This window comes from Sedimentibacter sp., assembly GCF_038562225.1.
GTDB lineage: Bacteria > Bacillota > Clostridia > Tissierellales > Sedimentibacteraceae > Sedimentibacter.
Map to the genome: position 1 here is coordinate 127,339 of NZ_JBCFAS010000007.1, position 6,302 is coordinate 133,640.

Sequence of the window (6,302 nt, forward strand, 5' to 3'; positions counted from 1 at the left end):
GTAAATTATTAAAAAATTAAATCTACATTGAATTGGGGGTGGTTCAGTTGATAGATTCAATTTAAGTTGGGAATTAAAGTAATAAAGGTGTGATTTTAGAAAAAGTTGAAACTAATAACAAGGGGGTAAAAATGAATATCAAAAATAAACTAAACAGATTTATTTCTTTAATGCTTACAATAGCAATGATTTTAACCATGGTGCCGAATATGGCTCTGGCTGTTGAAACAGGAGAGTCAGATATTCCTGATGCAAATGTATTCAAGTTTTTCAGAATGATAAGTTCAGACGGAACAGGAACGCCCATAGCAAAATGCGACAAGGAAAAGCCAGATGATAAAGCAACAACCAACCTTATAGAATCGGCCACAAACCTGAATAAAGCTTCTGTTTTGCTTGAGTTCAGCCTTGAATATTCTCAGCCTGTGGACATAGCGCTGTACGAATATGAAGGAGAGCAGTTAGAGAAAATGACATTTATGTACAATGATGATCCAGATATAAAGGAAGACTTTCTTGGGGAAAAGATAGGATACATAAAGGGAGTCCGCATAGAGGACAACGTCGATAAAAGTGACCCTGAAAAATATGCCTACAATAAAATTCCGGCAGAAGAAATGAACAGACTGCTGGATGAATATAGAAAAAAACTTAATACAAACAGTATCCCAATGCGAAATGAGTTATTCTACGGTTACACAGGTCTGTTTCAGCCCATGCCGTTTAATGAACTTTTAGAGCAGCAACCGATGCAGTATAATATTGCAGAAGCTACAACCCAAACCTCAATAAATACATACGACATTTCAAAGCCCACCACAAGCACATCAATAATCTTTGAAGGAGAGATAATAGACTCCGAAATTCGATATGAAGAAATGCTCAAAGAGCAGCTTGTTCAATCAGAAAATCAAACTACAGATTTCATCCACAATATCATACTGTGGGATGGAAGTTTGACAGATGAAGACGGAAACGACATAGCATATGAGTATGAACGCGGAATTTATGTAATAGTAATCGAGCCTATACTTGAAAAGAACAGACATTTCAACAGCTTTTTAGCCTTCTTTGTAAACAACAAAATGGTAGTGGCATATCTGTCAAAGGCTGAACACATTGGTTTGTATGGCTGCTTTATTGAAGACCCTGTGGACTTAATAGACGGAAGTTTCACATGGGATTATACGGATATAGCATTGAATGGTAGAAACAACCTTGAGCTTTCAAGACACTACTCATCTAAATATTATGAAAATGACTATGGCTTTGGAAAAGGCTGGACTACAAACTTCACATACAAGGTCGATGAAGAACCTCTCTATTCAAGAGTGACCATGCCAAACGGAGACAGCATATATTTCAACATGGACTTTGACGGAACATACAACTCTTCCGGAGGCTCACCATTCACATTTGAAAAAACAGGTTCCGGCTACCTGATGATGAACAAGGACGGAACAGCCTACAGCTTCAACAGTGACGGAAACATCAAGAAAATAGAAAACTTAAACGGCGAATCCTACATATTAACTTATACCGGAGATAAGCTGTCAACAGTAACGAACCCTGCAGGAGAATTCACCTTTACATGGAGCGGTGATCACATTTCAGCAGTAACAGACAGCACGGGCAGGACAATTACATACACCTATGACGGAGATAACCTTGAAAAAAGCGTTAACCCCGATGGAGACAGCCTCATATACGCATACACACCCGAAGGCTTCATGACGAGCATAACAGATTTCAACGGAACAAAGTACATTGAAAACACATATGACGACCAGGCAAGAGTCATAACACAATATGTGAAGGAGCAAGGAACATCGCATTTCACATACGACATTCTGGCAAGAAAAAATACCGTAACGAGAGAAAACGGCTATGAGCTGTACATCATATACGACGAGCTGGGAAGAATCATAGAAGAAACAGACAGTTACGGAACAAAACTCATAGAATATAACGAGCTTCACCAGAAAGTGTCGGAAACCGATAAAAACGGAAACAAAACAACATACCAACACGATGACAGAGGAAACATAAGTGAAATAAAATATCCTGACGGAAGTCTTGAAAAATTCAGCTACAACAGTAAAAACCAGCTGATAAGCCACACTGACGGCGAGGGAGCACAAACTACCTATGAATACGACACAAACGGCAACATAAGCACCGCAACGGACGGTAACGGCAACACAAAATACTTTGAGTATGATGAAAACAACAACCTTATTTCATCAACGGATGCCCTTGGCAACACTACAACCTATACCTATGACGGGGCAGGAAACCGCACAAGCGCCACAGATGCCTTAGGCAACACCACAACCTACACCTATGATGAAATAGGGCGAATCCTTTCACAAACACTGCCTGACGGAGCAACAACATACTACGAGTACACCTCAGCAGGAAAATTAGTGAAAGTAACAGATCCTGAAGGTAACGTAAAAGAATATACCGTTGACGGAAACGGCTACACCCTTAACGAAAGTGATTTCATGGGAAACAACGTAAACTTCATTTACAACTCACAAAATCAAGTGACAAGCTACACGGACATGATGGGATCAGTAACCACTTACAGCTATGACAGGGACGGAAGACTGGTTTCAGAAACCAATTCCCTTGGAAACACCGTAAGCTATGTCTATGATATGAAAGGAAGGCTGACAAAAATAACAGATGCCCGAGGCAACTCAATGAGCTATGTTTATGATTCCGACGGCAATATAACATTGACTGAAGATGCATCAGGAAACATAAGCACAGTAACCTATGACTCCATGGGACGTGTCAGTGCGGAAAAAAACAACAGAGGAGCAAAAACATCATACAGCTATGACAAAACAGGGCGCATCGTTGCAATAACAGACCATTATGGAAATTCAATTAGCTACACTTACGACGGAGCAGGAAACCTCATTTCCGAAACAGACAGAAACGGCAATGTACATACCTACACCTATGACAGCGAAAGCAGGCTGATTGAAACAACAGACCCCGAAGGAAACACAAGATACTTTGAATACGATGCAAACGGCAGGATGGTAAAAAGCATTTCTGCAGAAGGAAATACCACAACCCTGCATTACGACGAAGTTGGACTGCAAACAGGAGAAACAGACGCAAGAGGAAATACAACAACTTACACATATGACATATTAGGCAGAGTAGTAAAAATAACCAATACAGATGGAACTGAAACAAGCTACACCTACGATGATAACGGAATGATTCTTTCAGCAACAAATGAAGAAGGCTACAGCTATAGATACGAATATGACAAAAATGGAAATATCCTTTCCATAACAGACCCTATGGGAGGAGTCACCAGTTATGATTACGACATAGCAGGGCAACTTCTGTCAACAACCGATGCAATGGGAGGAATAACAAGCTATACCTATGATGCAAACGGTAATCTCAAAACATCAACAGATGCCTTGGGCAATATGGAAACATATGTTTATGATGAACTTAACCGTCTGATTTCATCCACAGATGCCGAAGGAAGAACATCCTTCATAAGCTATGACGAATCAGGAAACATAATCTCGGTTACGGACAAAGACGGAAACATAACCTCATATACATACGACATGCTTGACAGATTGACTTCCGTGACAGACCCCGAAGGAGCAGCCGTTTATTACGAGTACGATGCAAACGGAAATATGATAAAATTCATGGATGCCAAGGGCAATGAAACGAGCTACAGCTACGACGGACTTAACAGGCAGTCAGGAAAAATAAATGCGGAGGGCAATAAATATACCGTTGAATATGACAAAGACGGAAGAATAAGAAAAATAACTGACGAAGAAGGAGCAATAACCACATATACCTATGACGGAAACGGCAACGTTACATCTGTAATCGATGCTCTCGGAAACAGTACAACCTTCACATATGATCCAATGAACAGAGTAACCTCAGTAACAGATGCAAGTGGCGCCGTAACCACCTACGCATATACAGGAAACGGGCTCATATTATCACTAACAGATGCAGAAGGAGCCATAACTGCATACACCTATGACAAAAACGGCAACATGCTGTCAGAAACAAACGGGGAAAATGAAACCACCACATACAAATACGACGTACTGAACAGGCTCATAGGAAAAACAAACCCGAACAACGAAGCGGAAACATTCGAGTATGACGCAAAAGGACAGATTACCGCAGTAACTGATGCCAACGGCAACAGGACACAATATGTATACGACTTAGGCGGCAATGTGGTACAAACAATCGATTCCCTTGGAAATTCATCATACTTCGAGTACAACGCATCAGGCATGATTACCAGGGCAACACTGAACAGAACAGATACCCAAGACAATGCGAGCGAGCAGCAGGTGACAATCTATCAGTACAACGGGAACAATCTCATTACAAAAACAATTAATGCCAAAGGAGACGAAAAGATATACGTATACGATGCCAACGGAAATCTGATACAAATGACAGACGAGGACGGATATTTAACAGAATATTCCTACAACAGTCTTGATTTGGTGACAAATATAAACTACAATAATGGTAAGAACGTAAGCTATGCGTATAACAAAACAGGACAGCTTGTTCAGATGACAGACTGGAACGGAGTAACCACCTTCGAGACAGACCTTCTTAAGCAGATTACAAAAGTGACAGACCACAAGGGATGTATTGTGGAATACACATATGATGCGGTAGGAAATACAGGAAGCATTAAATATCCTGATAATTCGCTGACAACCTATGAATATGATTTAAACGGACGAATGACAAAGGTTGTTGAACCAGAGAGCAAGACAACAGAATACAGTTACGACCTTGCAGGAAGACTTAAAACCATGCTCTACCCAAACGGCTGGGAAGAATTCTACACCTACGACCCTGCAGGAAGAATGCTTGAGGTAAAGGACACAGATCCGTCAGATAAAACACTTAAAACAATCAAGCATTCATATACCTACGATGCAAAGGGCAACATACTATCCGAGTACAAGAGAGGAAACGGAACAGGCTCAGCCAAGGAAGACCTGCAATACAGCTATGATGAACTTGACAGGGTAATCTACGCACACGAGAATTATGGCAGCAAGACAAGGACGTACCAGTACGACAGCTTAGGAAATCTTACCTACGAAACAGGAGACAATGGAAGCAAGTTTGTCGATTACAAATACAACATACTGAACCAGCTTACTAACAAGACATCAGACATAAATAACGGAGAATACCACACATATTTGTATGATAATCGAGGAAACTTGATAAATGAATACTACCATAAAAACAATGAGGTATCAGTGGATGGAGCATATACATACGACGAGCTCAACAGAATGTCATCGGGAACCAATGACATAGGAGAGACAAGCTCATATGTGTACAACGGACTGGGATACCTTGTAAGAAACATATGGGACATAAAGAAAAATGCCTATGGATATCACAATGTGCAGCCTGAAACAATAGTTGAAGGCGAAGTAGTTGTAGATACATCAACCGGAGCAAAGAACAAGAAAGAAAAGAAGGCAGCGGAAGAGGTATTTGCAAGCGAAACACTTAACAAGAAAAGCACAGTGATAAAGGACTTCCTTCCTGACTACACAAGAGGGCTACAGGAGTTACTGTTTGAAACAGAAGAGGGAGGATTAACCTACCGCTATGGCTACGGGTTGAACAGAATGTCCGTGGATATAAGCCCTGTAGACAGTGGAGCGGGAGTGATAGCCGAGAACGGAAGAATAAAGATGTACTACCATCAGGACTACCTAGGAACAACAGACTACCTCACAAGCGATGTGACAGGAAGAGTAGCAAGCTGGACAATGTACAACGAATGGGGAGAAATAACCCACAATGCAGTACTGAAATGCGGCCAGAGAGAGCTCGACCTTGTGAAAAACTACACGGGACATGAGTATGACCAGGTAATAGGGCAGTACTATGCAAAGAACAGGATGTACAACCCTGCAAACAGGCGCTTCACCCAGATAGACCCAATAAAGGACGGATACAACTGGTATGCATATGTTGGGAATAATCCGGTGAATTACATTGACCCGTTGGGGTATAAACAATTACTTCCGCTCTCTATAATAGAAAAATTTGGCGGAACAGTTACATATAGAAATGAAAAGGACGAATTCGGAGACACCATTTATAAAGCCGTAGCAGTATTGGGAGAAAAGAAAGAAACATTCTATGTTTACCCAAATAAAAAATATTACAAAGGTAAGAGTCATTGTAATGAAATGTACGGTAGTAAAATGAAGGTTCCTGTAGGTGAGATAAAT

Annotated in this window: 1 protein-coding gene; it reads left to right on the forward strand. The window is 40.8% G+C overall.

Annotated elements, in window-relative coordinates; genetic code table 11:
• Window positions 1-131: 131 nt before the first annotated feature.
• Window positions 132-6,302, forward strand: a 6,171-nt coding sequence (locus AAGU76_RS19005; RefSeq protein WP_342487101.1) for an RHS repeat-associated core domain-containing protein, incomplete at its 3' end; no start/stop codon positions are given.